Origin of the sequence: Brevibacillus brevis (assembly GCF_900637055.1) — a bacterium.
Classification (GTDB): domain Bacteria; phylum Bacillota; class Bacilli; order Brevibacillales; family Brevibacillaceae; genus Brevibacillus; species Brevibacillus brevis.
Map to the genome: position 1 here is coordinate 5,915,907 of NZ_LR134338.1, position 25,560 is coordinate 5,941,466.

General features: G+C 45.5%; 25 protein-coding genes. 12 read left to right on the top strand and 13 right to left on the bottom strand.

What is annotated here, in order from left to right:
• Positions 1 to 63 precede the first annotated feature (63 nt).
• The 3 genes from EL268_RS28690 to EL268_RS28700 all read left to right on the top strand — a co-directional run bounded on the left by EL268_RS28690 (position 64) and on the right by EL268_RS28700 (position 2,519).
• Entirely contained in the window at positions 64 to 996 is a 933-nt protein-coding gene (locus tag EL268_RS28690; protein ID WP_106657402.1) for a DNA-3-methyladenine glycosylase 2, read from the top strand.
• Positions 997 to 1,015: 19 nt separating this feature from the next.
• Positions 1,016 to 2,134: a deoxyribonuclease IV gene (locus EL268_RS28695; protein WP_106657403.1), complete on the top strand. Its 1,119-nt coding sequence runs from the start codon at positions 1,016 to 1,018 to the stop codon at positions 2,132 to 2,134.
• Between the two features lie 79 nt (positions 2,135 to 2,213).
• Positions 2,214 to 2,519 carry an Ada metal-binding domain-containing protein gene (locus EL268_RS28700; protein ID WP_115984539.1) on the top strand — a complete coding sequence of 102 codons (306 nt, stop codon included), beginning with the start codon at positions 2,214 to 2,216 and terminating at the stop codon, positions 2,517 to 2,519.
• Here EL268_RS28700 and EL268_RS28705 read toward each other — a convergent pair.
• The 3 genes from EL268_RS28705 to EL268_RS28715 all read right to left on the bottom strand — a co-directional run bounded on the left by EL268_RS28705 (position 2,401) and on the right by EL268_RS28715 (position 4,578).
• Entirely contained in the window at positions 2,401 to 2,853 is a 453-nt protein-coding gene (locus EL268_RS28705) for a hypothetical protein (RefSeq protein ID WP_106657404.1), read from the bottom strand. The genes EL268_RS28700 and EL268_RS28705 overlap by 119 nt on opposite strands.
• Before the next feature lie 4 nt (positions 2,854 to 2,857).
• Positions 2,858 to 3,637, bottom strand: a complete 780-nt coding sequence (locus EL268_RS28710) for a cyclase family protein (protein ID WP_106657405.1) — start codon at positions 3,635 to 3,637, stop codon at positions 2,858 to 2,860.
• Positions 3,638 to 3,774: 137 nt separating this feature from the next.
• Positions 3,775 to 4,578, bottom strand: a complete 804-nt coding sequence (locus EL268_RS28715; protein WP_106657448.1) for a MerR family transcriptional regulator — start codon at positions 4,576 to 4,578, stop codon at positions 3,775 to 3,777.
• A gap of 92 nt (positions 4,579 to 4,670) precedes the next feature.
• On the opposite strand from EL268_RS28715, the gene EL268_RS28720 reads away from it, so the two are divergent.
• Complete coding sequence (locus EL268_RS28720; protein WP_106657406.1) at positions 4,671 to 5,681, top strand: alpha/beta fold hydrolase; 1,011 nt, start codon at positions 4,671 to 4,673, stop codon at positions 5,679 to 5,681.
• A 40-nt stretch (positions 5,682 to 5,721) separates the two neighbouring features.
• Here the strand turns inward: EL268_RS28720 and EL268_RS28725 are convergent, their stop codons facing one another.
• Positions 5,722 to 7,326, bottom strand: coding sequence for a HEAT repeat domain-containing protein (locus tag EL268_RS28725; RefSeq protein ID WP_106657407.1), 1,605 nt, complete (start codon positions 7,324 to 7,326; stop codon positions 5,722 to 5,724).
• Between the two features lie 87 nt (positions 7,327 to 7,413).
• On the opposite strand from EL268_RS28725, the gene EL268_RS28730 reads away from it, so the two are divergent.
• The gene (locus EL268_RS28730; RefSeq protein ID WP_106657408.1) at positions 7,414 to 7,965 is read left to right on the top strand and encodes a dihydrofolate reductase family protein; all 552 of its coding nucleotides are present in this window, start codon (positions 7,414 to 7,416) and stop codon (positions 7,963 to 7,965) included.
• Between the two features lie 98 nt (positions 7,966 to 8,063).
• Here EL268_RS28730 and EL268_RS28735 read toward each other — a convergent pair whose 3' ends face one another.
• Complete coding sequence (locus EL268_RS28735; protein WP_106657409.1) at positions 8,064 to 9,383, bottom strand: hemolysin family protein; 1,320 nt, start codon at positions 9,381 to 9,383, stop codon at positions 8,064 to 8,066.
• Positions 9,384 to 9,582: 199 nt separating this feature from the next.
• Positions 9,583 to 10,344, bottom strand: a complete 762-nt coding sequence (locus tag EL268_RS28740) for an exodeoxyribonuclease III (RefSeq protein ID WP_106657410.1) — start codon at positions 10,342 to 10,344, stop codon at positions 9,583 to 9,585.
• A 227-nt stretch (positions 10,345 to 10,571) separates the two neighbouring features.
• Here EL268_RS28740 and mphJ point away from each other — a divergent pair, with 227 nt between their 5' ends.
• From mphJ to EL268_RS28755, 3 genes are all read left to right on the top strand, one after another.
• Entirely contained in the window at positions 10,572 to 11,498 is a 927-nt protein-coding gene (gene mphJ / locus EL268_RS28745) for a macrolide 2'-phosphotransferase MphJ (protein ID WP_106657411.1), read from the top strand.
• 139 nt (positions 11,499 to 11,637) lie between these two features.
• Complete coding sequence (locus EL268_RS28750) at positions 11,638 to 11,958, top strand: hypothetical protein (RefSeq protein WP_232030144.1); 321 nt, start codon at positions 11,638 to 11,640, stop codon at positions 11,956 to 11,958.
• A gap of 116 nt (positions 11,959 to 12,074) precedes the next feature.
• Positions 12,075 to 12,584 (top strand): PepSY domain-containing protein, encoded by a 510-nt coding sequence (locus EL268_RS28755; protein WP_106657413.1) that lies wholly within the window; start codon positions 12,075 to 12,077, stop codon positions 12,582 to 12,584.
• Between the two features lie 56 nt (positions 12,585 to 12,640).
• Here EL268_RS28755 and EL268_RS28760 read toward each other — a convergent pair whose 3' ends face one another.
• Positions 12,641 to 13,165, bottom strand: a complete 525-nt coding sequence (locus tag EL268_RS28760; protein ID WP_106657414.1) for a DUF420 domain-containing protein — start codon at positions 13,163 to 13,165, stop codon at positions 12,641 to 12,643.
• Positions 13,166 to 13,566: 401 nt separating this feature from the next.
• Between EL268_RS28760 and EL268_RS28765 the strand changes: the two genes are divergently transcribed.
• Entirely contained in the window at positions 13,567 to 13,980 is a 414-nt protein-coding gene (locus EL268_RS28765; protein ID WP_106657415.1) for a DUF2059 domain-containing protein, read from the top strand.
• 279 nt (positions 13,981 to 14,259) lie between these two features.
• On the opposite strand, the gene EL268_RS28770 is transcribed toward EL268_RS28765, so the two are convergent.
• Positions 14,260 to 15,639: an amino acid permease gene (locus EL268_RS28770; protein WP_106657416.1), complete on the bottom strand. Its 1,380-nt coding sequence runs from the start codon at positions 15,637 to 15,639 to the stop codon at positions 14,260 to 14,262.
• A gap of 387 nt (positions 15,640 to 16,026) precedes the next feature.
• On the opposite strand from EL268_RS28770, the gene EL268_RS28775 reads away from it, so the two are divergent.
• On the top strand, positions 16,027 to 16,371 hold the full coding sequence (locus EL268_RS28775; RefSeq protein ID WP_106657417.1) for a carboxymuconolactone decarboxylase family protein: 345 nt from the start codon (positions 16,027 to 16,029) through the stop codon (positions 16,369 to 16,371).
• A 100-nt stretch (positions 16,372 to 16,471) separates the two neighbouring features.
• Here the strand turns inward: EL268_RS28775 and EL268_RS28780 are convergent, their stop codons facing one another.
• The 3 genes from EL268_RS28780 to EL268_RS28790 all read right to left on the bottom strand — a co-directional run bounded on the left by EL268_RS28780 (position 16,472) and on the right by EL268_RS28790 (position 19,795).
• The gene (locus EL268_RS28780; protein WP_106657418.1) at positions 16,472 to 17,416 is read right to left on the bottom strand and encodes an alpha/beta hydrolase; all 945 of its coding nucleotides are present in this window, start codon (positions 17,414 to 17,416) and stop codon (positions 16,472 to 16,474) included.
• 13 nt (positions 17,417 to 17,429) lie between these two features.
• Positions 17,430 to 18,500 carry an LLM class flavin-dependent oxidoreductase gene (locus tag EL268_RS28785; RefSeq protein ID WP_106657419.1) on the bottom strand — a complete coding sequence of 357 codons (1,071 nt, stop codon included), beginning with the start codon at positions 18,498 to 18,500 and terminating at the stop codon, positions 17,430 to 17,432.
• A 107-nt stretch (positions 18,501 to 18,607) separates the two neighbouring features.
• A complete protein-coding gene (locus EL268_RS28790; RefSeq protein WP_106657420.1) occupies positions 18,608 to 19,795 on the bottom strand; it encodes an MFS transporter in 1,188 nt (395 codons plus the stop codon).
• A gap of 251 nt (positions 19,796 to 20,046) precedes the next feature.
• Between EL268_RS28790 and EL268_RS28795 the strand changes: the two genes are divergently transcribed.
• A complete protein-coding gene (locus EL268_RS28795) occupies positions 20,047 to 20,628 on the top strand; it encodes a TetR/AcrR family transcriptional regulator (protein ID WP_106657421.1) in 582 nt (193 codons plus the stop codon).
• Positions 20,629 to 20,700: 72 nt separating this feature from the next.
• On the opposite strand, the gene EL268_RS28800 is transcribed toward EL268_RS28795, so the two are convergent.
• Positions 20,701 to 22,671 carry a methyl-accepting chemotaxis protein gene (locus tag EL268_RS28800; RefSeq protein WP_106657422.1) on the bottom strand — a complete coding sequence of 657 codons (1,971 nt, stop codon included), beginning with the start codon at positions 22,669 to 22,671 and terminating at the stop codon, positions 20,701 to 20,703.
• 303 nt (positions 22,672 to 22,974) lie between these two features.
• Positions 22,975 to 23,883, bottom strand: a complete 909-nt coding sequence (locus EL268_RS28805) for a DMT family transporter (protein WP_106657423.1) — start codon at positions 23,881 to 23,883, stop codon at positions 22,975 to 22,977.
• Between the two features lie 532 nt (positions 23,884 to 24,415).
• On the opposite strand from EL268_RS28805, the gene EL268_RS28810 reads away from it, so the two are divergent.
• A complete protein-coding gene (locus EL268_RS28810) occupies positions 24,416 to 25,477 on the top strand; it encodes an SDR family oxidoreductase (RefSeq protein WP_106657424.1) in 1,062 nt (353 codons plus the stop codon).
• The last annotated feature ends 83 nt before the right edge of the window (positions 25,478 to 25,560 follow it).

Sequence of the window (25,560 nt, forward strand, 5' to 3'; positions counted from 1 at the left end):
CGAAATGACAGGGTAGCTTTTCTTGTTATAAAACTAGGAGGAAGTCAGACAGGAGGTTTTCGCATGACAAGCGGTCTACCACACTCGACTTGGGTCGATAATAGAGAAGAAATGATCTTGTCCGTACCTAAGGAATTCAGCTTTTCGCAAAATCTTCAATACTTGTCCAGAGCATCCAACGAATGCATGTTTCACATTCAAAACGGGCGCCTCTACAAAGCCATCCCGATCGAACAAGATTCACAAGTAGTCGAAATTCACGCAGATAACGATCAAGGATTGACTGTGCGCTTTCTCAGCCCTTCGCTTCCCACTGAAAAAGTCCGGATGGAGGTAGCACGCTATGTCCGCGATTGGTTCGATCTCGATCGAGACCTGGTTCCGTTTTATGAGCTTGCCGCAGGGGATGCTCTTCTAAAGCAGGCCGTTGAAAAGTTTTACGGGCTGCGGACCATGGGCATTCCCGACCTGTTTGAAGCGCTCAGTTGGGGAATCCTTGGACAGCAAATTAATCTGACCTATGCGTATACGCTTAAACGGCGGTTGGTAGAGACATTCGGAAGACGGGTAGAGTTCGAAGGAGAGACGTATTGGCTTTTTCCGACAGCAGAAAAAATCGCCGGATTGACCGTCGCTGATCTGGATGGATTGCGCATGACGACCAAGAAATGCGAGTATTTGATTGACGTCGCACAACTCATCGTTGAAGGGAAACTATCGAAAGAGCTATTATGGGACGGAGGAGATTATCAAACCACGGAGAAACGATTGACCAGCATCCGTGGGATTGGACCGTGGACGGCCAACTATGTGCTCATGCGCTGTCTGCGAATTCCCTCTGCTTTTCCCATTGACGATGTCGGCCTGCATAATGCGATCAAATTTTTACTAGGCAAAGAAAAAAAGCCGACAAAAGCAGAAATACGAGAGCTGTCCAAGGCTTGGACGAATTGGGAGTCGTACGCTACTTTTTATTTATGGCGTTTTCTTTATTAATCAAAGGAGGTTCTATCCTATGCTAAAAATAGGTTCGCACGTATCATTCTCCGGTAAGGGACTGCTGAATGCCGCCGAAGAAGCAGCTACCTACGGCTCGAGTACCTTTATGATCTACACGGGAGCACCGCAAAACACCCGCCGCAAACCAATCGAGGACCAGTACATTACGGAAGGCAAAGAAGTAATGGCCAAGCAGGGCGTGGATGAAATTGTGGTACATGCTCCGTACATTATTAACTTGGGCTCTTACAAGGACGATACCTATGAGCTCGCTGTCCGCTTTCTGCAAGAAGAGATTCGCCGGACCGACTATATTGGCGTCAAAAATATCGTGCTGCACCCTGGCGCATACACAGACAAGGATGCAGAGTACGGCATCGCTCGGATCGCAGAAGGCTTGAATGAGGTTCTGACAGGCGTCAAAGACACCGACGTGAAAATCGCGTTGGAGACGATGGCGGGTAAAGGGACGGAAATCGGTCGCAGCTTTGAGGAAATCGCAGCCATCATCGAGAAAGTAGAAGACAACAGCAGGCTGACCGTCTGCATGGATACTTGCCACATTCACGACGCTGGCTATGATATCGTCAATGACTTTGATGGCGTCCTGGAACAGTTTGACCGGACAATCGGCTTGGAGCGTCTCGCCGTCGTTCACTTGAATGACAGCAAAAACTTCCGCGGAGCAGGCAAAGACCGCCATGCGCCAATCGGTGCGGGACTCATTGGCTTTGATGCGATGAATTACATCGTGAACCACGAGAAAATCCGTCACCTGCCGCTTGTACTGGAGACACCTTGGATCAGCAAGGAAAAAGGCAACGAACGTCCGATGTACGAGGCAGAAATCGCCCTCCTGCGCGGGGAAGCGGACAAGCGCTTCGGCGACGAATTCATGGACCATGTGGAGCGACTCGATTTCTTTTTCCGCAAACAAGATATCACCAGACGCGAGTATGTGGTTGGGATTTGGGAGCTGCTCAAAAACGACGCGAAGGCAAAGAAAGCCGATGGCCGCGAGCCGATGGAGCGTCTGTACGATATGGTGAAGGAAGCGAGATTGTTCCCAGAGCTCACCGAAGAGCAGATCAACCACCGCTTGACTGCCTACTTCGCGATTCCGAAATTCTCGTAAAAAAGTCCATGTAGGCTTGCTATGGCTTCCTCCTGTTGGAGTGAATGTACCGACATCAACCAATAAAGGAGGAAGCCACATGCCTGCGAAAACGTACACCCTGCTAGGAGCCGATCGCCAGTTTTATAAAAGCGATACACCCGGTACATTTGGCGGCTACAAGCCAGGTAAAATATATGGCCGACTGGATTGTCCCTCTGCCATCAGAGCCATTGCGCGAGGCGGTTATGTGCGCCATCGTGTATTTTTTGCTGATGAGGCTACCGCTATTGCTGCGGGGTATCGGCCTTGTGCTGTTTGTTTACGAGAGAAATATTTGTTGTGGAAAGCGAACCTGCGGGGATTCGAAAGAGTACATAGTTGCCCGTCCACATTTGTGACGTGATGATCATCTTCTCTTTCCCTCGTTCGAAAAAGTATCCGGCCCCTTCTTGCTGAATAAAGGTCCAGCCTTTTTCTGTCACTGCTCGTTTCATCGCTTCTGCCGCTGAAGCTTGATTCGCTTGCGGCCCATATCCATACCAATCGACGTTTTCCTCCGTCGTCAATTTGACGATTGTTCCCGTGTTTTCTTCCAACAGCTCCGTCACTTCTCTTTTGGACTTGGATTCGAATGGCAATGCAGGATACCCGATCAGCGAAATATACGCGATCATGATGAAACAAAGGCACAAGAAGAATAAGAGGAACAGAACTTTCGCTCTCTTGTTCATGCCCATGCAACTACTCCTCTTCCTCAAAAATCGCAACCGGACGCGCCCATCCCGCGCTCGCTCCTTTCACTTTTACAGGAAACACAGAAACGGTAAACCCGTAGGCCCTCGGCAATTGCTCCAAATTCGCCAGCTTTTCAATTTGGCAATACTCTTTCTCTTTTCCCACATAGTGAGCCGCCCATAAAACGCCATCGCGCGGATTTTGTTTATAATCAGCAGCTTGAACGGAAAACGGAATATCCCATCCCCATCCATCGGTTCCCATGACCTTAATTCCTTGATCAATCAGCCAATGTGTTGCTTCGGCGGATACTCCTGCATGTGATTGAAAATAGTGCTCTTCATAGTATCTTTTATCCGCATCGGTCCTGATCAGGACAATATCGAACGGTTTCAGTTCGTATTGGATTTGGGCGAGCTTTTGTTTTACATCATTCACCGTGATTTCATAGCCAGACGGCTTTTCGCTAAAATCAAGCAGGACACCATCTCCGTAGAACCACTCCAACGGCAACTGATCAATCGTTTTCGCTGGCTCTCCCTCTGAAGTAGGCCAGTAATGCCAAGGCGCATCGACATGTGTCCCTATATGTGTCGTGAGTGTCACCGTTTCACTCGCCCAAGCCTTCTGTTCGGGAAAATCCGTTGGCTGCAATCCGAAATACTGCGCAGCTTGGACAGCCCCTTCTTCATGATTACTGTATTGAATATCAGGAGGAAACGGTTCTTTTGCCAGACGATCAAGAGGCACACTCAGATCAATGAACCGACGTGCTTTTCTATTCATAGCAGGATTCCCTTCTTTCCCCTTTGGAATTTTCTGTATTTCCGTTCAACTTTACTGTACTACCTGCCTTCCATCAGCGTCAAATGAACACAAGCAAAAGGCCAGTACCTCGTCGTCTATACAGGTACCGGCCTTCTTCATGGGGATTCAATGGGAATTTGTACTTCTACATACGTATCGCCCCCATGTGAGGATTGCAGATAGTTTTCTCTGCCTGGCTGATCTTTTTTGATCCGGTATTGATTTCGCTCTATCCATTTTGCCAAGTCTATGCAGGCCGTAGAAGGAACGAATGGTTCTACTCGCTGGACCAGGGTGGCCATCATTGGCTCCTCCGGCAGCATACGTATTTCTAGCATGTCGGATGGCAAAGGAATGTCTTGTTTGAGCACATAGCCGATCTCCAATTCGAATACCCTCTCGTCTCTCTCCGACTCCTTCCACAAAACGATGGGAGGAAGCATTCCTCTCTGCTGCTTGCCAGCATATTGAGCCAGCCGATCGAAAAGCATCGGAATCTCTTCTACCGTACCTTCTGAACGGAACGAGACAATTTTTTGGGCTTCGACTCGTTTAAAGACAACCTCTTGTTCTACGTACCCCTTTTGCTCGATCGTTAGCAGACGCTCCTTGATTCGCTTCAATCGGGCTTGCTCCGCCTCAAGCAGCTGTTCCATTTCCCTTTCTTTTTGCCTGAATATGCCTTGCACTTGTTCCAGGGACATCTCTTCATGCAGCAATTGCTGAATTTGTTGCAACGTAAATCCCAAGTCCTTGTACATGAGGATTCGATTGAGCGTAACCAATTGCTCTGCTACATAAAACCGATAGCCAGTCTCTTTGTCGATATCCGCTGGCTTCAAAATGCCAATCTGGTCATAAAAACGAAGCGTCTTTAAAGACACTCTACTCAATCGGGAAAATTCACTGATCTTAAACATGGAAAAACCCCAATCTATCATTCCCTTGACTTTCCCCTGTACGGGAACGTTTATAGTTGAAAAAAATCATGCTTACAAAGGAGCAATGCGAGATGGATTACGACATTTTTCACTTGGGAGAGGTTCGCTTGCAGTCAGGCGTGACACTACCGCATGCATTTATTGCTTACAAAACGTATGGCACGCTCAACGCAGCCAAGGATAACGTCATTATATTTCCTACTTCATTTGGAGACCAGCATTACCAAAACGAATGGCTCATCGGGGAAGATAAGGCTTTGAACCCGAATCAATATTTTATCATCATTCCCAATATGCTCGGCAACGGGCTATCGTCCTCCCCTAGCAATACGGCAAGTCCATATGATCAGGCCAATTTTCCACACGTTACAATCTACGATAATGTCGTACTTCAGCATCGACTCATTACGGAGAGGTTTGGCATCAAAAAAATTGCGCTGGCAACCGGCTGGTCGATGGGGGCCATCCAGGCTTTTCATTGGGCAGCGAGCTACCCAGATATGGTTGAACGATTGGCTCCGTTTGCCGGCACCGCAAAAACATGGCCGCATAACATCGTCTTGATCGAAGGGATCCGAGCAGCATTGCAGGCCGATGCAGCTTGGAATAACGGGCAGTATACAGCATCTCCCGAGGTTGGCTTGCGTACCTTGGGGCGCGTTTATGCGAGTTGGGGGTTTTCGCAGCCATTTTACCGCGAGGAATGCTATAAAGCTTTGGGCTATAAGACACTTTCCGAATTTATCTCAGGATTTTGGGAGGAGAGCTTTGTTCCTTCGGATGCAAACGATTTGCTGGCGATGATGTGGACTTGGCAGCATGCCGACATAAGCCAAAATGATAGGTACAAGGGAGACTTTAAGGCGGCGTTACGAAGCATCCAGGCACGGACGGTTGTGATGCCCGTACGGACTGATTTGTATTTCACGCCAGAAGACAGTGAATATGAGACGAAGCACATCCCAAACGCTACCTTTAAGCCGATTGAATCGATCTGGGGACACTTGGCTGGGTTTGGACTTAACCCTGTCGATACCGCGTTTATTGATAACACCTTAAAAGAACTGTTGGGGACAAACTGAAAATACGAAGTAGAGGGACACCTATAAAGGTGCCCCTTCCTTATTTATTCGCAAGGAGCGACTCGACGAATTCAGCTATATCCTCCGGCAGAAACTCTCGAACCTCACCAAGCATTTGGCTAATTTTTTCACGCTGTTCATCCTTTAATCGCAGATAGAACCTTCTATTATATCCATACAGCCACTGCTCGGTATACAGGATTGCATCATCGCGTATTTCTTTTTCCTGCACAACACATGCCCGTAATAATAATGAAATACTGTCTGCCTTGTTCATCTTCGAAAATAAGAAGAGAATGTTTTTCTTCACGTGAAGGCCCACATCTTTTTTGAGCATCTCCCAAAGCATGTCCGCATGACGAAGCTCTATCCTATCCGCTAGTATTTGTCTTGCTTCCCGAGATGCGCTTCGTTTATTGGTTTGCAAAGCGCGGATAAAAACTTCGATGTGATCTTCTGGATTCAGCATAGCGAGTGCCTTCACTGCTGCTCGTTGTATCCGTTCATTTTCATGGCGCAAAAACGGGAGAATCCATTGATCATTTGCTTTCACACCCGTTTCGCCTACTCCCACAATCGCTATTGGTATCACCTGCTCCTCGGTACCAACCAATTTTTCTCGATAGAAGGCAGCGAAATCGATCTTCTTGTCCTTCAAATAAAATCGGGCCATTTCGCGGATGGATTTATGCCCATCAAGCAGAGCAGCAAGCAAGGCATCAGTCGATTCCTCAGGAAAGCGATCCACATAAGCTTGTAGGGCCAGTTGGCGAATAGGAGGAAAAACGTCACGTCGAATTTGATCGAGCCATCTTTGCAGGCGATCATTTTCGTCCTGTTTGCACATATGCTTAACCATCTGGAGCCTGATCAAGGCATCCTTCTGAATCAAAGCCTCTGCAATAACCTCATCCGGATCGATATCGTGAAGGTTGTTTGCCAAATCAAAGCAAAATCGCCGAACAACCGGATCTTTTGAGTGAAAACCACTGCGTACCACGTCCCTATTATTTGGATGACGAAACATTGCGTCGATCTCCTCTAGGAAATCGGAGAACTTTTCACGGTTATAGTATGCGGACAAATGCTTCAACAAGAAAACGGATTCGAGAAAGTGCTTCACATAATTTGGACGGAATCTCAGCTTACATGCCTTAAACGCCAGATAACGAATTTTGGGTTGCCAATCATTCAAACGGATCAGCAAAAAGGGAATCTCCGCACCCGTAACCTGTTTTAACAACATTTCAACTGCTGCTTCCCTTACATAACCGTTTCGATGGAAGCTGCAAATTCCGATGAAACAAAGGTCCGACTCATCGTTTATCGAAAACTCCCGGATATCCTCTGGCAACAATTCATGCCACGCTGCCAATTGGTTTTTATTTGAATAAGGGGTCAATCTCCGTATGTATTGATCCAAGCTAATGAAATCTTGTTTACGCAGGCGTGAGGTTATTTGATGAATAGCCGCAAGTGCTGCCTTTTGTATTTCTTCTCTTTTCTCCAAAGCAAATGGTAATAGAAAGGTCAGAGTAATCATGCTTCCCTTCCTAGCCAAGAAGTGGAGAATTTCTACTTTTCTTTCGTCCGATCTATACAATTCCTCAAGAAGCACTTGCTCTTCCGGCGTCATTTGCTTCATGTCGATCCTCCTCTTCAAATGAAAATGCGTGCAAGCCCTTATTATTTTCACATAAAATGGAATGGAGAAAAAAGGAGGGATTTCCAAATGGCCTCATTAATTTATCATGTCGCCGTATCGTTAGACAATTTCATTGCGGATCAAGCGATGATGGATGGAGATATCGAAAGCACGCTCTTTTTATTCGAAGGTGAACATGTACCGGACTTTTTATCTGAAATTCAGGAATATGATGCTGTGCTGATGGGCGCCAAAACCTACGAATTTGGGTTTAAATTCGGGGCCAAACCGGGCGAACCAGGCTATAAGGGGATCAAGCATTATATTTTCTCTAGCTCCATGCAGTTTGAGTCCAATGCAGAAGTCGAGCTGGTCAAAGGCGATGCCATCGAATTTATCAAAAATCTCAAACAGCAAGAAAACGGCAAGCTGTGGCTATGTGGGGGCGGTGAATTGGCAGGGGCGTTACTGGCACATAAACTGATTGATCAATTAGTACTGAAGGTGAATCCGGTGATGGTCGGGGAAGGTACACCTCTATTTGGTAGTGTGAAGCCACGTCTCAAGCTAGATTTAGTGGATATGAAGCAGTATGCGAATGGAGTCATTAAATCTACTTACGATATCGTTTATACGTAATAACAAAACAAACGGGACCGCATCGCTCGGCCCCGTTTTTGTATGCTCCCATTGCCAATACATTCAAGGAAAAAAGATGGGAATCCCCCATCTTTTGATTAGGTTACGTCCTGCAGCTCACGAGCTGGAACTCCCATTGCCTTCTGAATCTCAATTTTCCGTATACGATGCTTGTCTTTCTTTCGGATCGTAAAGACGAGATCATCGTATTGCCATTGGATGTCTTCTTTAAGCGTCGGATTTTGACTGTATAGCCAGCCCCCGATGGTATCGAGCTCTTCTTCATTAATATTGGCGTTAAGCAAGTCGTTAACCTCGGAGAGAAGTACCTTTCCGTCTACAATCACATGGCTGTTCTCTTCCACGATTTCGATTTCGGCTTTTTCCTCCGCGTCGAACTCATCACGGATTTCACCGACAATTTCCTCCAAAATGTCTTCGATCGTAACCAGTCCGGAGGTTCCGCCATATTCGTCAATCAGGATGGCGATATGTGTTCTTTGTTTCTGCATTTTTTTCAAAAGATCTTTTACAGGTGTAGCCTCCGAAACCGTCAAAAACGGTCGGATGAGCTTGGAAATATCCAAATTTGGATCATCGGCATAATTCAGAAAGAACTCTTTCGTGTTAATCATCCCGATAATATGATCTTTGTTTTGCGAAATAACCGGGAAACGGGTATACTGCTCTTCTTTCATAATTCGCAGATTTTGCTCAAGGGTATATTCTTTGTGCAAGCAGCTCATATCTGTCCGCGGGACCATAATCTCGCGGGCCAGCATCTCATCAAAGGCAAAGATATTGCTGACGTATCCATACTCAGACTGATTAATTTTTCCGCTCTCATAGCTTTCCGTCAGAATGATTCGCAGCTCTTCTTCTGAGTGACTTTCTTCATGCTCCTTGGTCGGTTTCATACCGAATGAACGCACAAGCAGAGCAGCAGAGCCATTCAGTACCCAGATTGCAGGGTACATCAATTTATAGAACCAAATAATAGGTTTCGCACACAGTAAGCTAACCGCTTCTGCCTTTTGGATCGCCACGGTTTTCGGTGCCAGTTCCCCGACAACCACATGGAGAAACGTAACGAGCGAGTAAGCAATCACAAACGACAGAACTGCAACGACTTGTTCGGGTAAATAAGGCGTAAGAAAAGGGCTAATGATGCTTTCAATCGTCGGTTTCCCCAATACCCCCAAGCCAATGGCTGTCAACGTAATCCCTAATTGACACGCTGACAAATATCCATCCAGGTTACTAACTACTTTCTGAACAGCAAGAGCATTCTTTCTCCCTTCCATGACCAATTGGTCTACACGGCTCGGGCGAAGCTTTACAATTGCAAATTCAGTTGCCACAAAAAAAGCAGTAGCAAAAATCAGAAAAGCAATTAGTAACAAATTCATGGTTAGCAATATCCTATCCCCTCTTCATTAGAAGTCTTACATGGTCATTGTACGAAACTCCCCCTCTTCATATCAACGTTCGCTTATATCCAATTTCGTCTTAATTGTTTGATTATAGGCAGTTTTGCTATTTCAGGTCACTCACCCTTACAATTGCTGACTACAGGCATAGCATACTTACTCATTATCCTTCCCTTCCTCCCATTCTTTATTCGATGTTCCCCAGCTCCAACACGACCGGACAATGATCGCTTCCCATTACCTGTGAGTCAATTCCCGCTCCGAGCAACGACGGAGCCAATCGCTCAGACGCGAGAAAATAATCAATACGCCACCCGATATTCCGTTCTCTCACTTTCGGCATAAAAGACCACCACGTATATGAATCTGTCTGATCCGGATAAAAATATCGATAGGTATCTACAAACCCAGTTGCCAGCAAGCTCGTCATCTTCTCACGCTCTTCAGGAGTAAAGCCAGAATTACCGCGATTGGACTTCGCATTTTTCAAATCAATCTCTTGATGGGCGACATTCAGATCCCCACAAACCACTACAGGCTTCTTCGCATCTAGCTGCAATAAGTAGTTCCGAAACCGATCCTCCCATTCCAGCCGATAATCCAATCTCGACAAATCACGCTTCGCATTCGGGGTATATACCGTTACCAAGTAGAAATCATGGAACTCCAATGTAATGATGCGTCCTTCAGGTTCATGGTCTTCTTCCAAGCCATAACGCACAGATAGTGGTTCCATTTTTGTAAAAACAGCCGTCCCGGAATAGCCCTTTTTCTCTGCGTAGTTCCAATATTGATGATACTCCTCGCCGATCTCCATCTCGATTTGACCTTCTTGCAGCTTCGTTTCCTGCAAGCAAAATATATCGGCATTCGCCTCTTTGAAGTACTCGTAGAAACCTTTGTTTACACATGCGCGAAGTCCATTTACATTCCAAGAAATCAATTTCATGATCGCTAATCTCCTTGTCGCTATTCGTTAAATTCCATGGTACACTATCTTTGTTTTCAATTACAGGAGGTTACGATGATGGACATTGCAATGGGCATCGCATTCATGAGACTTCGTTAAAATCGACAAAACCCCATATAGGCTCAGCCATTTTCAAAACTCGGAATGGTATGGGTTTATTTGTGTTTGATTGATTTAAAACTATTCATGAATGAGGTGTTTTTGTTATGTCAAAAAACAATGTAGAGCAAATGCTTGCCATCGCGAAAAACAATGGAATCCTTGTAGACCCAACTACTGTGAAGGTGAATGAATCCGGCTTAGATTTCCTTGCGATTTTTGCAAGTACGATAGATGGTGTTCCATGGGTGTTGCGCCAACCACGCCGGGACGATGTCGTCGAAACTGCTCGTTACGAGAAAAAGGTGTTAGATCTCGTTGCCAAACATCTACATGTCGAAGTACCGGATTGGCAGGTCCACACCTCTGAATTCATCGCTTATCCGATCCTGGGTGGCACACCGATGGCGACGATCAATATGGAAACAAAAAATTATGAGTGGTATTTGAATCCTGAATCCCTACCTGAATTGTGCATACAAACGTGGGCGGAGGTATTGGTGGAATTACACGGTATCCATCATGATCTTGCTCGAGATGCTGGTATCCGCGTCAAGCAGCCTAGCGAAGCACGAGCAAGCCTTCGAGAAAAGATGAATGAGGTCAAACGCGTCTTTGGCGTTTCTGGGGAGCTATGGGATCGATGGCAAAAATGGCTTGCGGATGACACATTCTGGCCTGCTCACTCTGCTCTTGTGCATGGTGACCTCCATCCGGGGCATATCCTGGTTGCTGAAAACGGCAAGGTAACGGGGCTTCTGGATTGGACGGAGGCCGAGGTAGCTGATCCGGCGACGGACTTTACGGTCTTTTACATGTTGTTTGGCGATTCAGGCTTGGCTGACTTCATCAAACGCTACGAAAAAGCAGGAGGCCGTGTATGGCCGCGTATGCATGAGCATATCGCTGAAATGACATCCGTGTACCCCGTCATTCTTGCCATCTTCGCATTGAAATCAGGGCTGGAAGAGTTCAAGATCATGGCCCGACAAGCTCTTGGTGTCGACGAAAACGGCATAGAGATCTCTTCATAGATAATCAACCACCGTCCTAGATTGGAGGCGGTGGTTTTTCTATGTAAATAGCTATATTGAGCCATTACTGTCTTGGATATAAGGTGTTACAATAAATCGGCTCATTTGGACAATCCTTTACTAAATTGATGGAGTGAATATGATGAAGCGAGGACCTCTTATTGGCATTTGTGCAGTGGTTATAGTAGCAGGCGTGCTTTCCATTCCTGTTGAGGCAGGCCCCTCCCCAGATACACGAATCATATTGGAGCACACGAACAAGACGTATATTTCACCACCCTGTTATGAGCAAGCAAACAAAACAAATAATCTAGCAGAAGCTGATATACAAAAAGCGAAGGAATTGAATTATCAGCCAGAATCGAGCTGCACGGCAAATTCACTTGCACCCATCAAGCAACCGATTGCTTCCATACTCGCCCAAAATCTTGGAATCAAGCAAAGTCAATGGGATTGGTAAGTGCACTACGACCAGGTTCACGAATAATACATGGAAAATAGCTCATGTGAGCCATCTCCTTTTATCAAGATAGTTTATATAATCATCAAGAACATCATCGAGAGGAGTAACCATGCATGCTATTTAAGAAGTGGAACCGTAACTTCCACCGCTACATCGGACTCATCGTTAGCCTTTTCTTACTGATGTGGGCCATTACAGGTTTTCTCCTGTTAAATGTCCCTTGGTATCAGGAAAAAGCCACCGACTTGAAAACGACAATGATTGAAGTGCCTGCCCAACCAGAACTGCTAACCATTGCCTACGTGGGGGAGAAGTTAGTAGAAACAGGGGAATATTCTTGGGATGAAATCAGATCGATCGCAAAATCAGGTGGCTCTTTCAAAGTGTACGTCAGCAGAGATCCGATTCTGCGGCTGACTGTTTCTTCTGAAGGGCACATCACAGCCTTGAAACAAGATCCCATTTTAGATCTCTTCTACGGACTGCATGTGGGCGAATGGGAAGACCTCAACTACGTGACGGTATTAGAGATTATCTCCATCTTAACGGCTTTTCTTGTCGTGTCGGGGCTTATTTATTTCCTCCCCAAACGCTGGTTTAAGAAACGTGAAACGAAAATATAAAGGCTTCGTCCATAAAAAAAGAGCGTTAGCTATAGCAGCTAATGCTCTTTTTTTGATTAATAGTATGGAGAAATCATGATGTAAACAATGACACCCGTCGCACTGACATACAGCCACATCGGCATCGTCCAACGAGCAATTTTTTTATGTTTTTCCACTTTCATGTTGAGTCCACGTGCAGTCGTAATCAGCGCAAATGGAACGATAATCGCCGACAACAGAATATGTGTAATCAAGATGAAGTAATAGATTGGACGCAGAATTCCCTCTCCCCCGAAGGAAGTGCTAGGTGCCATTCCGTGGTAGATCACATACGAAACCAAGAAGAGAGCTGTTGTGGAGAAGGCTGCAAAAATATATCCCCGGTGCATCTTAATGTTTTTGTACTTCACGATGGAAACAAGCGCGGCAACCAAAAATACAAAGGTGAAGCTGTTCATGACCGCATTAAAAAACGGCAGAAACGTCAGGTCGAGATGGCTGAAATCATTGTTTTTCGGCATAAAGTACAAGATGGCGATAAGCGTGTTAATCGCTATGGTGAGAATAACGATAATCGGTGTATAGTTGCGTTGTTTCATTCTTATGCTCCTTTTTTCTCAGATCATGAATGAGTATCCCGCTTTAGTCTACCCATTGACGAGCCCGGACATCTGCAGCTGAAAACGGCTAACCAGTCCAGTCATCCTAATGATAAACGAAGTAGGTATGCCGTACAAAGGCGATTTGATGAACAAAAAAAGAACCAACATTTGCTGGTCTCAGGTTGTCGAGAAAGTCTCGGCAACCTTGTTCATTTTGATCTTCTTGTTTTTTGGGCAAGTAGCTGTCATGAGAGCTTGAGAGCTTGTTCCTGCACGTTGATATATGAATTTCCATATATTTACATATGATGTAAAATAATGTATATTGTAAATACCCAAACAAACATATTAGGCTCCTGGAGGCGGGTAAATAAAAGATTAAGAAGGAGTGTTTTGATATGAAAAAGTTTATAACTGGTTTAGCAACACTGGCAGTATTGACTTCAGCCGTTCCTGCATTTGCCCAGGAGGGACAACAAGCACTCGCGACTACTTCAACCACTAAATATTCAACGTCTAGTAAAGAATCAAAAGCTTCTGTTGCAGAATTTGTGAATCTTACTGTACGTTGGAACAATGTTTCAAATGCAGTGAGATATGAGTATATGCTGACAAACATGACAGATGGCAGTGTTTATGAACATGGTAGTATGACCGCTACTGTTGCTAACATAACTGCTTTAAGAGTTGGAAAACGCTTCAGTTTTTATGTTCGTGCTGTAGACCAATACGGCAATACAATCGGATCAGCAAGAATAGAAGATATTGTACCAACTGGCAGCAATATCGATAGGAACGTTTGGATTAGTTAGGCAGAAAGTTTCACATTTGGTTAAAATCAAATTTTCGGATCACCAGGTTGTCGAGATAGTCTCGGCAACCTTTTTTGTAATGTGTTAGAGCAAGCATTAATGATAGCAGGCGCACAGAACATAAAAAAGATAGCTCTCCACTTAGCCAAGATGGGCTAAACGGAAAAGCTATCTTAATTTTTCATCCTTCGGAATTAATTGTACACGAGTCTAATTTTTTCTTGAAACAAAACATGTGTTTATCTACAGCCTGAGATCAACAAATGTTGGTCTCCTTCGCTATTTCTTATTTGATTGCTCATCCAATGGAACTGCCTTGCTAATTCCTAGTGCAAAGAAACTGATGACCACAATCGCTAAGAAGACAATCCCAGCAATCAGGGAGACGCGTGTCTCATCATTGATCCACATACCGATGAGTACCATGATGAGAAAAGCAATGGTCAAATAGTTGGACACTGGGGCAAAAGGCATTTTAAATGGATGGTTATCCATTTCAGCACCCTTTGCTTTACGGAATCTGATTTGACTGATCAAAATGACAAACCACGGAACCATACCAGGCAGCACACTCGCACTGTACACATACACGAAGAGATTTTCTGGGGCGATATAACTTAGGATAACCCCAATACCCAGACCGATCAGAACACCAATCGTACCTAACAACGGCACACCATTCGAAGACAGCTTCGTAAAAATTTTCGGCGCTTGGCCATTTACACCTAAGGTATACAGCATACGCCCTGCACTATATATCCCGCTATTACAGCCAGACATAGCAGCAGTGATCACGACAAAGTTAATGATACCTGCAGCAGCGGTAATACCAACCTTCGCAAAAGTAGCAACGAACGGACTGCCGATTGCCTGCAATTGATCCCAAGGGTAAACGGTTACAATCACAAAAATCGCACCAATATAGAAAATCAAAATGCGCCAGATAATGCTTTGAATCGCACTCGTTAATGTTTTTTTCGGGTCTTTTGCTTCCCCTGCGGTAATCCCGATGAGCTCGACACCTTGATACGCCCCAATCACCAAGGAAAGAGCAAAGAAAAAGCCTGTCCAGCCGCCCGTAAAGAATCCGCCATGCTCCCACAGATTCGATAATCCAATTGCGTTTCCACCATTTCCGATGCCAAAGAAAATCAAGCCAAACCCTGCAATAATCATCAAAACGATCGTGACAATTTTGATCATGGCAAACCAAAACTCAAATTCACCAAATGATTTTACTGAGACCAGGTTTGCTGCACCGAGAATCACCATCGCAATAATACCTGGAATCCAAGGCGGTAAATCGGGGAACCAATACTGCATATACTGCCCGACTGCGATGATCTCTGCCATCCCGACAATGACCCACTGGAACCAGTTGCTCCAGGCCGTCATATAACCTGCTAACGGATGGATATACTTATGCCCAAAGGTCGCAAATGAACCCGTACTCGGTTCCATATACAACATTTCACCCATTGCACGCATGATGAAAAAAATAAAAATTCCTACAATTGCATAAGCTAGCATGACGGATGGGCCTGTCCATTTGATCGTGCTGGCTGACCCCATAAATAGCCCAACACCAATCGTACCGCCCAAAGCAATCATCTGAATATGACGCGCTTCCAGGCCTCGCTTCAGTTCTTTGTTTTCCACGTAAGCTTCCTCTTCCTCTCTGCTGCTGACGGTATTTTCGGATAGCTTCTAGTCATTCTTGTTTTATTGATTAAAAAACTTCCCCTTACATCTATCTTCACTTCTTATCAAGCATTCCTACTGCTTAGTAAGATTATTCACCTCTCTTGCCTTACGCTATATTCGTAGATCACTTCATATATTTTAATATGTTTTAATAATAACCACAATTATATTTACAAGGAAAATACTTGATAACCAAATATGTCTTCATTCAAGAAGAAGAAAAAATACATGAAAAATCAATTAATTACAGATGTGATCCTACCTCCATAAAGGATAGACTGTATGAAAATTTCCCAGCAAAGCAATACTATCAGCGATTTTAAAATAGGAGGAAGTGGAACCATGGAGCACTATTTGGCCGAACAGTATCTTGAAGGACTGCAATCTTTTGGACAGCTGATGCCAGAGGCCTTGCGAGCATATAATGAATTCACCAGCCAATGCTTTTCGTCCGGTGAATTGTCATCCAAGCATAAACATTTGCAGGCACTGGCTATCTCCCTTTACTCCGGAAATGAACACTGCATTGTCTATCATTTGGAAGCCGCTCTCAACGACGGAGTTTCCCAAAAAGAAATTGCTGAAACCGTAGCGGTAGCCGGAGCATTCGGCGGCGGAACGACCCTTTCGCATGGCGTCATATTAATCAATGATGTGATGGAGGAAAAGCAAGGAACGATTCAATGAGAAGATGACGGAAAATTCCTGTACACTGCGGTTACAAAAGCTTACAAAAGCACAACAATCGCCGAGATCCCCCTCGTTCGGTTGTTGTGCTTTTTGTCTCTTAGATTTTGCCAGGATTAAGCGCTCTTGCCATCGCATCTACATAGCTTTGGCTGGCGCGCTGGCTCACTTCGGCATCGGGGACAAACACTTCAAAGCAGTGGTAGCAGCCGGGATACAGATGAAATTCTACGTCTACGCCCGCTTGTGCAAGACGCGTCACATATTCGATTGTCTCATCCCGGAACAGATCGAGCTGTCCTACGCACGTATAAGTCGGCGGCAGCCCCGCCAAGCTTTCTGCTCTCGATGGCACCGCATATGCGGATACCTGACTGTCGTCGGCACTTTCGCCCAGGTACATGCTCCACGCAGCCAAATTGTTTGTCCGGCTCCATGTTGCATTTTCAGCCTCAATTTCATGGCTCGACGCTGTACGATTACGGTTGTCGATCATCGGATACAACGGCATTTGGAAGATAAGCGCCGGTCCGCCTTTGTCGCGGGCCATTAAAGCAAGTGCTGCGGTCAGCCCCCCTCCTCCACTTGCACCAGCAATCGCAACCCGATCCACATCGATGCCGAGTGACTCAGCTTCGTCTGTCATCCACGTTAAACCGGCGTAACAGTCATGGATGGCAGCTGGATAAGGATGTTCGGGAGCCAGATGATAATCGACCGATACGACAACACAATTAGCCGCTTGTACGAAGCGTTCGCATAGAGCGTCATCCATATCGGGGTGCCCCATCACATAGCCTCCCCCGTGAATCCACAGCATGGCCGGAAGCTTACTGCCTGTTCGCTGAACGGGCTCGTATATTTTCGCTAACATCTCTCCTGCTGCGCCCGGAATCATTCGACTTGTGGTACGCACATGCTCTGACTGCTTTATAGGCGGATTTTTCAGCATGGCCCTGCTCGACTCCAAATCTTCCAGATGAAAACCAGAGAATTGCGTTAATGTTTGCCTTAATTCAGGCAGTACCCGACTATGAAAATCCATGTGAATCCCTCCATTAAGCAAATGCTGATTCTTGCTGCGTCTCTGCTTCCCACTTGGTTATTTCTTCTCGCACCCGAGGCGCTACCTCTGTTCCTAGCAGCTCAATGGCTCTCATTACCTGTTCATGCGGCATCGTGGATATCGGCACATACATCATAAAGCGCGTCATGCCTACATGCTTGCGAAGGTGGATGATCTTTTGGGCAACCGTCTCCGGGTCACCCACATACAATGCCCCTTCGAAGCTGCGTGCGGCATCGAAGCTAGCACGGTTATAATGCGCCCAGCCCCGCTCCCTTCCGATTTTATTCATTCCTGCTTGGGTAGAAGGAAAGAATGTATCTGCCGCCAGTTCCGTATCTTCTGCAACAAATCCTAGTGAATGTGACCCAACCGTTAATCGCGATACGTCATGACCAGCGTGCATGGCCACCTTCTTGTAAAGCTGCACAAGTGGTGCAAACTGCCGCGGACTTCCACCAATGATCGCCAGCATCAGCGGCAATCCCAGCAGACCTGCACGAACAACAGATTCCTGATTGCCTCCGCTGCCAATCCATATGGGTAAAGGATTCTGAACGGGTCGTGGATACACGCCCAAATCCTGAATAGCTGGCCGATGCCCGCCCCTCCAGGTTACTTTTTCGGACGCCTGTATTTTCAGGAGCAGTTCCAAATGTTCTTCAAACAGCTCATCATAGTCATTCAAGTCATAGCCGAACAGGGGAAAAGACTCGATAAAGGAACCCCGTCCCGCCATAATCTCTGCCCGTCCATTTGAAATGCCATCGAGTGTAGCAAAATCCTGAAAAACACGCACCGGATCAGCGGAAGAAAGCACTGTCACTGCACTGGTCAGCCGAATCCTTTTTGTCAATGGCGCAGCCGCAGACAGCACCATTGCTGGAGAAGAAGCCGCATAATCCTTGCGATGATGTTCACCTATGCCAAATACATCAAGCCCAACCTGATCAGCGAGGACGATTTCCTCGACAACTTCACGCAATCTCTGTGCGTGGCTCATCACTTCACCTGTCTGAACATCCGGTGTCGTTTCCACAAACGAAGTAATACCAATCTCCACAGACCATCTCTCCTTTTGCAAAATTTATACCAGTCAACAGCTCTGGAAGCAGAATAGTTTCATTTCATATATCTTCACTTCGAACTATTAGCACATCCCTTTGCAAACTAGCGCCTTGTCACTGCCCAATACACCAGAGCCAACGCACTGACAGAGGCCCCGAGCAAGCACACTCCCTCCCAACCAAAATGCGCATATATATAGGTCGAGGCAATGGAGCCAACAGAAGAGCCGATTGAATAGAAAACCATATACCCCGCCGTGAGCCGACTCCGCGCCTCTGCACCCAAGGTGAAGATCATACTTTGATTCGTAACATGCACGGCCTGTACCGCCAAATCAAGCAAAACTATACCTATCGCCAAGGCAAATAACGACTGTTCGATATAGCTGATTAGCAGCCACGATAGTAGCAATAGACTCAAGGCCAAGCCCGTCGTTCTCTGTCCATAACCTCGATCTGCAAGCCTCCCTGCCCTTGCTGCAGCCAAAGCTCCGGCAACTCCTGCAAGACCAAACGCCCCGATGGCCGTATGCGACAAAGATAATGGCGGCGCACTCAGAGGCAGTACTAACGGCGTCCACAAAATACTAAACGCAGCAAAAATCAGCATAGCCAAAACTGAGCGAATACGTAATAGCCGTTCTTGTGCGAACAACATCAATACCGATCCAAGCAACTGGAGATAGGATAGCGGCTTTACCTCCCGCTCCCTATTTGGCAATACCCGAAATAATACACAAACCATGAAAAATAGGAATGCAGCAGAGACCAGATATACGGAACGCCAACCCGCAAGATCTGTTAAAACTCCTGCAATGGTTCGCGCTAGAAGTATGCCAATGACGATTCCACTGGTAACTACTCCAACCACTCGCCCTCGCTCTACAGGGGCTGCCATTGTCGCCGCGAATGCAACGATTGTCTGCGTAACAACAGCAAGCAATCCTACCGCAGCTATACCTGCGAATAGTACCGTGCTGGTGGAGGCAGTCCCTACGATAACCAGCGCTACCACAGATAAAAACATCTGACCGATAATCAAGCGGCGTTGGTTCCATAAATCGCCAAGTGGCACAAGTAACAACAGTCCTACTGCATAAAAGATTTGAGTAAGGGTGATCAGAATCCCAATGATGGAATAGTCAATTCCGAACTCAATCGACAAATGATCAAGTAGTGGCTGTGCAAAGTAGATATTCGCAACTGACATCCCGCAAGCAACCGCGAACAATAGTGTTACATAGCGAGGCATGGGAGCTTTGGCCGTTACTTTTTCAATAACCTCCTCCATCTGTCTTCCCCTTACCTCCTTTCATTTTTCGTTTAGAGCAAAATAACATACCGATCAGTACATTATAATGCCCAGTAAATATATCCCACCATTTCTTTTTCTGTCAACACCATTCTTTTCACACTTGAATAAACCAGCCTAAAATTGACAAGACGGATAAAAAACAATAAAATATAAAATACCATTCAGTACAAAAAACTCTTTTGGCAGTTACATAGCTTCGAATACATGAGTAATGAGAGGAACTCTTTATGGCGAGAACACGCGAATTTGACGAAGAAAAAGTACTAGATGCAGCTATGCAGCTTTTTTGGGAGAAGGGGTATGAAGCTACCTCATTAAGTGATTTAACTTCCCGAATGGGTATCCAGCGCCCCAGTATTTACTCAACCTTTGGGGACAAAAAAGAATTGTTCGAAGCCGCACTACGCAGATACACGATGTCTCGTGCTTCGGAGATACGAACAAAGCTTCAAAACAATCCATCCGTAAAAGAGGCGTTTCGCCATTTTTTTAAAGAGGTGGCCGACGAGGAATATACGGAAGGTCTCAGCCGAGGATGCTTTTGCATTAATACCATGGTCGAACTTGCCCCTCATGATGAGAAATTTGAGATTTTGACAAGGGAACACCAAATGTACCTCTCTGTCATCTTTCAAGAAACGATCGAACGAGGTATCCAATCAGGTGAGCTCGATTCGAGGATAGACGCGAAAGCTACCGCACAAGCGCTTATCGTATCGTTAATTGGACTGACCGTCATCTTAAAATCTCGTCCGAATCGATCATTTGTTGATAATTCGATAGAAGTTACACTTACATTACTTAGGTAACTATTTGGATCAACTTGGACAAAAAAAGACCAACGTCTGTTGGTCTTCTTTCTCTCATCACTACAACTACTGTTAACGCTCCAATTTAAAACGCTGCACCAATGACTGCAACTCTTCAGCAATGTTGGCAAGGTGCGCTGCCGAAGCTGCCACTTCCTCCATCGAAGCATTCTGTTCTTCACTGGCAGCGGCGACTTGGTCAACCTCTTGTGCAGTGGCTTGGCTCATGGCACTCGATTCACCAAAGGCTGCAAGCATCGCTGTATTTGATTGCATCAACCGTTCGCTGACGCGAGCCACTTGAGCGAGGTGCGTGTCAATGCGGTTAATAGCCTCATGCATCTCTGTAAAACGCTGCTCGACCGATTGTGTCAAATCGCTTCCCGTTGTAGCAGATTCCACGCCTTCCTCTGTGCGTTTAACCATGTGAAGTACGCGATCCTGAACCTCCCCGATCAAGCTGTTGATCTTCTCGGCGGCAGAACCTGTCTGATCAGCCAGCTTTCGCACCTCATCAGCGACGACAGCGAACCCGCGGCCTTCTTGCCCGGCCCGTGCCGCTTCAACGGCTGCATTCAACGCAAGCAAATTCGTCTGGGAGGCGATATCTTGGATAAAATTCGTCACTCCGCTAATTTCTCCAGCAACCTGTTTTAACTCCTCCATCTCATCTTTCGAACGAGTGGAATGTTCCACAATCATATTCACCTGTTGTCTCGCCGCTCCGAGAGACTCCTCGCCGTTATTGGCCAGACCTGTGATGAGCTGCGACATTTCCGTACTCTCACGCAGGATACGGATGGCATCATCCAGCTCCTGTTGCGCTTGAGCCGCCGATTGCTTCACGGTATCTATACTCCGATTCATATCCGAAGACATGGACGCTATTTCTTGCATGGAGGCAGCGACTTGTTCAATCGTTTGCACGTTCTCCTCTGAATTCGCAGACAAATGATGGGAGGATGCTGAGATTTGCTCGGAATGATCGGTAATTTGACGCAGGACATCGGACAACGATTGCGACATCGTATTGAAGTTGGATTCCAGCTGCCCAATCTCATCCGTTCTTCCACTCTCGATAGAACGGACCGTCAAATCCCCCTGCGCGATCGAGTCGGTCAGTTGCTTCAATTGCAGGACTGGCCGCACCGTGCGTTTCATGAAAATCCAAACGAACAGGGCAATAAGGGCAAGCAAAAGGATGATGAACATGAATGAAATCCGCAACAGCGGCCCCGTCTTTTGATTGATTTCACTCCAATCAATCACGGAAACGACGTTCAATCCGAGCGAATTTTGCTTATTAAAATGGTAATATTCACGCAGCTCGTCATTATTCATTTCGAAAGAACCCTCCGCTTGATCAAGCATCACTTGGAAGCGTTCGTCTTCAAGCGGCTTGCCTTGCGGGAATCGCGGATGCGACAGTGTCACGTTGTTCTGATCGAACAAGCTCACGTATCCCTTTTCTCCGATCTTGTACGTCTTTACCAGCTCGTTTAAATGATCGATAGAAACGTCGATTCCCGCTACTCCTTTACCATCCGAGAGCGTCTTGGCAAACGTAATGACGTAGCTTCCGCTTATCGCGTCGATATAAGGTGGCGTTACAATGATCTGCCCTTTATGCTGCATCGCTTGCTTGTACCATTCACGGGTAGTCGGATCAATTTCCTTTTTCGCCGAGTTGTAGTATCGATTGTCGTAGTACATGAACGCAGCCAAAACATTGTCGATGTCTTTCTCTATATTGTGGATACGATCATAGATATACGTATCCGCATTTTGCCCCGGAGGAACTTGAACATCCGAAAAGCTCTCAATCGTAACAGAGTAGTCCCGGTACGAATTATTGAGTACTTGTGTAATCATCGCGGTAACCGATTCGACTTGGGACAACAATTCACGCTCTAACTGGTTACGTGCCAGTTGTGTCAAGGAAAGGCTCAACACGACAGAGGGGACAACAATAAGCAAGACGAGAAAAAACAGAATCTGCTTGGAGAGCGATGCTTTATAACTGGTAAACATTTTTTTAATCATCTGTAATAACTCCTCTCTAGTGAAGTAGAATAACGAGTTGCAGCGCAAACAACGCCTCACCGGTCATCAGAAGGCGTGTTCCTATCAGGCCAGATTCATACCTATGCCCACCTTTTCCACATGGGCATTTCTGCAAAGTATATTTTCCCTGTTAGTACCTATTTGAAACTTCAAGGCATGAAATAAGTAAAATTTGGAAAACTCCTTTCCGATACAATTTAAGATTAACCCGAACAAGAACAACAGCGACAATCTAGGACCAGAAAATAAAGCCCTAGACTGTCGCTGTTTATGTCAGCATTCCTATTCAGTTAACACCTTTTTGGTCTCTTCATGGGTTTTATCGTCGCGAATGACTAACAGTACCCCAATAAAAATGAATGCTGTACCCATCCAAAAAGACAAACCAATCTGTTCATCTAGTAATAACCAACCTAAAAAAGTACCAACAATCGGCTGGAAAAAGAAAAACAATCCTCCACTGGAAGCGTTAAGCTTTTGCAAGCCTCGATTCCACAACAAAAAGCCACACGCAGTAGAAATGACCCCCAAGTACAGTAGACCTCCCCAAATAGAAGGCTGCATGATCGCTTGAAAATCAAGCTTGGTTAATCTCCCCAGTGTAAAAGGCGATAGAATGGCAATAGCTACAAGGATACTGTAGCTTGTGACGACAATTTGCGAATATTGCCCTGGTACACGTTTTACAAGGACAGACATAAGTGACCACGTTAGTGCTGCGATAATCAGGGATATGCCACCTAGCTGATTGGAGGTATCAATTTGAGCAGTTCCGACAATAACACAAACACCAATTGTTGCTAAAACAATAGAAAATGCTTTCTTTACAGTAATTTTTTCTTTAAGGATCATTCGTGCAAACAGGACCATAAATGCAGGTGTCGTGGATGTAATAATGGCTCCCATTTGTGCAGAGGAAAGCATCGTTCCGACTTCCTGGGCTACGATAGAAATCGTATTCCCAATTAACCCAATCAAAAAGATTAATAGCCAGTCACGTTTCGCGATACGCCACGATTGTTTTGTTAGGACTCCGATCATTAGTAATGCTAACAGAGCGATTACATAACGAAGCCATACTAATTCAAGTGGTGGTACAATATCAACCACGACTTTAACGACAACATACATTGCGCCCCAAATACTGGCGGCGAGTGATAAATATAAAGAACCAAGTAAGGTATTTTTCATGTTTGCCCTCCGTTTTATAGACAATGATTTATGTCCTTAACGGAGATGTCATTATTCTGCCGTTAAGGGAGAATAATGACAGGTACATCATTTTCAAAAAGTGGTGAATACATCATCCATTTCATCTCCTTTCAAAACTATTGATTATTTTACAATAAAACAGCTTTATCAAGTCAGAAAGTTACACTACATTCACTGGTTAAACATATGATCAAATCCAGCACTTTTCCCAGTCTACAACATCATTTCCACAGTCTAACACTTTATTTTTTGCGTCTCATACATTACATTGTCTTACTTTTACTGAACATCTGGAGCTGCCATCGTTATTTCAGTTTGTTTTCAGAGGAAAATACCGGGAAATTGAGGCTAATGGCTATTCATGCGGCAGTTAAACAGTTGTTTGAAACTACCCAGTTGTTCACGATACCGTTTCATCCGCACTCGTCACAGCTGCATTTTTCATCATATAATGAATTATTGATATATCAGCAACTCCCTACCTACCAAACATACGGAGCTGGTTAACCATATGAATATCCTTGTAACCGGAGCAACAGGTTTTCTCGGAAAAAAACTATCCCACGATCTATTAAACGAAGGCCATACCCTTTACTTACTCGCTCGAAATGAAAAAAAGGCAAGCGATTTGTTGCATAGCTTTGCCGAAAAACACCGGGCACGAGTACATATTTTACTAGGTGATGTTTCGAAAAAAGACTTGGGCGTCTCTGAAAATGATCGGGGGCAGCTCAACCAGAAAATAGATGCGTTGTACCATATTGCGGCATACCTGTCCTTTGATCCCGCTCAGAAACCGCAGACGTACGAGGTAAACGTAGAGGGAACAAAAAATACGTTACAATTCGCAGAAGCCATTGGCTCCCCCCGCTTTATCTATGTGAGTACGGCTTATACCATCGGCACCGAAACAGAAGGAAAAGAAGCGCTGTACGACCCGGAACGCTCCTTCGTGAACAACTACGAAGAGACAAAATGCTTGGCAGAGCATCTCGTCTTCTCCTACAGCGACAAAATGGAGACCATCATAGTCAGACCGTCGATCATTATCGGTGATTCCAAAACGGGCGAAGCCGATACCAATTTTGGCTTGTATGGATTATTAAAAGGTCTTCGCGTATTGAAAAGAAGAGCGTCCCGAACAGAAGACTGGGAAAATCAAAAGTACCGGATTTTGGTGGATGTCGACGTGAACTCGAACCTCGTTCCCGTTGATTATGTCTCTTCTGTTTTGCTTGCTGCACTTACGCATGGCGAGCATAAGGAAATCTATCACGCTACCAACCCTGTTCCACCTACCCAACAATTGGTGGTCGATTGCATCAAAGAGGTCTTGGATTTTCCGAATTTAGTTCCTGTTCCATTTGAAACAGACGAGCTGCTAACCGAAGAAGAGAAAGCCTTTAATGCCTCTATGAGCTTGTTCCATTCGTATTGGAAGCGGAGTATCTCTTTTCCGAATGACAACACCAGGAAGCTGCTGCAAAAAGTGGGTCAAAGCGAATTGCAGATGGATAAAGAGATGTTGATTGGGATTATGAGTGGGTTTCAGAAGCAGGCTGTGCTTACGTAAGTCTATAAGTATAAGAGCATTTTTCATATTACACGTGGAGAAACCCTGTAACAGTGATTCTGTGAGGTTCTCGATCTACCACA

Bases quoted from the DNA above. Each gene is read 5' to 3' on its own strand.
- EL268_RS28715 (WP_106657448.1), bottom strand. From the start codon at position 4,578: ATGTTTAAGATCAGTGAATTTTCCCGATTGAGTAGAGTGTCTTTAAAG.
- EL268_RS28810 (WP_106657424.1), top strand. From the start codon at position 24,416: ATGAATATCCTTGTAACCGGAGCAACAGGTTTTCTCGGAAAAAAACTA.
- EL268_RS28725 (WP_106657407.1), bottom strand. From the start codon at position 7,326: ATGAAGCAAATGACGCCGGAAGAGCAAGTGCTTCTTGAGGAATTGTAT.
- EL268_RS28690 (WP_106657402.1), top strand. From the start codon at position 64: ATGACAAGCGGTCTACCACACTCGACTTGGGTCGATAATAGAGAAGAA.
- EL268_RS28720 (WP_106657406.1), top strand. From the start codon at position 4,671: ATGGATTACGACATTTTTCACTTGGGAGAGGTTCGCTTGCAGTCAGGC.
- EL268_RS28765 (WP_106657415.1), top strand. From the start codon at position 13,567: ATGAAAAAGTTTATAACTGGTTTAGCAACACTGGCAGTATTGACTTCA.
- EL268_RS28700 (WP_115984539.1), top strand. From the start codon at position 2,214: ATGCCTGCGAAAACGTACACCCTGCTAGGAGCCGATCGCCAGTTTTAT.
- EL268_RS28710 (WP_106657405.1), bottom strand. From the start codon at position 3,637: ATGAATAGAAAAGCACGTCGGTTCATTGATCTGAGTGTGCCTCTTGAT.
- EL268_RS28730 (WP_106657408.1), top strand. From the start codon at position 7,414: ATGGCCTCATTAATTTATCATGTCGCCGTATCGTTAGACAATTTCATT.
- EL268_RS28795 (WP_106657421.1), top strand. From the start codon at position 20,047: ATGGCGAGAACACGCGAATTTGACGAAGAAAAAGTACTAGATGCAGCT.
- EL268_RS28740 (WP_106657410.1), bottom strand. From the start codon at position 10,344: ATGAAATTGATTTCTTGGAATGTAAATGGACTTCGCGCATGTGTAAAC.
- EL268_RS28805 (WP_106657423.1), bottom strand. From the start codon at position 23,883: ATGAAAAATACCTTACTTGGTTCTTTATATTTATCACTCGCCGCCAGT.
- EL268_RS28755 (WP_106657413.1), top strand. From the start codon at position 12,075: ATGCTATTTAAGAAGTGGAACCGTAACTTCCACCGCTACATCGGACTC.
- mphJ (WP_106657411.1), top strand. From the start codon at position 10,572: ATGTCAAAAAACAATGTAGAGCAAATGCTTGCCATCGCGAAAAACAAT.
- EL268_RS28800 (WP_106657422.1), bottom strand. From the start codon at position 22,671: ATGATTAAAAAAATGTTTACCAGTTATAAAGCATCGCTCTCCAAGCAG.
- EL268_RS28780 (WP_106657418.1), bottom strand. From the start codon at position 17,416: ATGGATTTTCATAGTCGGGTACTGCCTGAATTAAGGCAAACATTAACG.
- EL268_RS28695 (WP_106657403.1), top strand. From the start codon at position 1,016: ATGCTAAAAATAGGTTCGCACGTATCATTCTCCGGTAAGGGACTGCTG.
- EL268_RS28705 (WP_106657404.1), bottom strand. From the start codon at position 2,853: ATGGGCATGAACAAGAGAGCGAAAGTTCTGTTCCTCTTATTCTTCTTG.
- EL268_RS28790 (WP_106657420.1), bottom strand. From the start codon at position 19,795: ATGGAGGAGGTTATTGAAAAAGTAACGGCCAAAGCTCCCATGCCTCGC.
- EL268_RS28760 (WP_106657414.1), bottom strand. From the start codon at position 13,165: ATGAAACAACGCAACTATACACCGATTATCGTTATTCTCACCATAGCG.
- EL268_RS28775 (WP_106657417.1), top strand. From the start codon at position 16,027: ATGGAGCACTATTTGGCCGAACAGTATCTTGAAGGACTGCAATCTTTT.
- EL268_RS28750 (WP_232030144.1), top strand. From the start codon at position 11,638: ATGATGAAGCGAGGACCTCTTATTGGCATTTGTGCAGTGGTTATAGTA.